Source organism: Leyella stercorea, assembly GCF_019052365.1.
In the GTDB taxonomy this organism is placed as follows: domain Bacteria; phylum Bacteroidota; class Bacteroidia; order Bacteroidales; family Bacteroidaceae; genus Prevotella.
This window is the reverse complement of record NZ_JAHQUY010000188.1, coordinates 1-589: the sequence shown is the minus strand read 5'-3', so window position 1 is coordinate 589 and position 589 is coordinate 1. Positions and strand designations below refer to the sequence as shown.

1 protein-coding gene and 1 pseudogene are annotated in these 589 nt (G+C 40.7%); both read left to right on the top strand.

The features are described 5' to 3' along the window. Positions 1 to 225, top strand: a pseudogene (locus KTQ90_RS13550) (tyrosine-type recombinase/integrase); the annotation flags it as partial. Then, positions 222 to 589 (top strand): virulence RhuM family protein (locus tag KTQ90_RS13545; RefSeq protein WP_217318853.1); only part of this gene is annotated, 368 nt, incomplete at its 3' end. The pseudogene KTQ90_RS13550 and the gene KTQ90_RS13545, both read left to right, overlap by 4 nt.

The following is a 589-nucleotide window of genomic DNA, read 5'->3' as shown; positions in this document are numbered from 1 at the left end:
TCGTTCGCAACCTCGGTTTGCCTCTCCAACGGAGTTCCAATAGAAACCGTGAGTTCAATGCTTGGTCACAAGGACATAAAGACAACTCAGGTGTATGCCAAAATTACCAAGGAGAAATTGAGTAAAGACGTGGAAAAGTTGTCTCAGCAGATTAATAACATTGAGGAATTCACGTTTGGAAATGTTTGCAACGATAATACTAACACTATAAATGGCAGAGTATGAAACGACAAGTGATAACAATACAGGAAGATATGGTCATCTACGCCCCACATCATGGTGAGGTGTGGATGACAGTTTGGGAGATTGCCGAACTGTTGAATGTAACAGGGACAGCAGTGAAGAATACCATCAAGCGCATTTGGAAACAAAGTGTGCTGAAAGACTTCCGGCATTCTCAATACATCAAACTTGAAAATGGATATTCTGCGAATGTCTATGATATGGAAGTGATTATCGCCATAGCACTTCAAATGGATACATATCAAGCCTTGTTGTTCAGACAATGGCTTATCAGTAAGGTTGTGAACCGCAAGGTGTGCCAAGCAGAGCAAGTAAAAAACGAGTATCCGATGATTATTGTAATGAA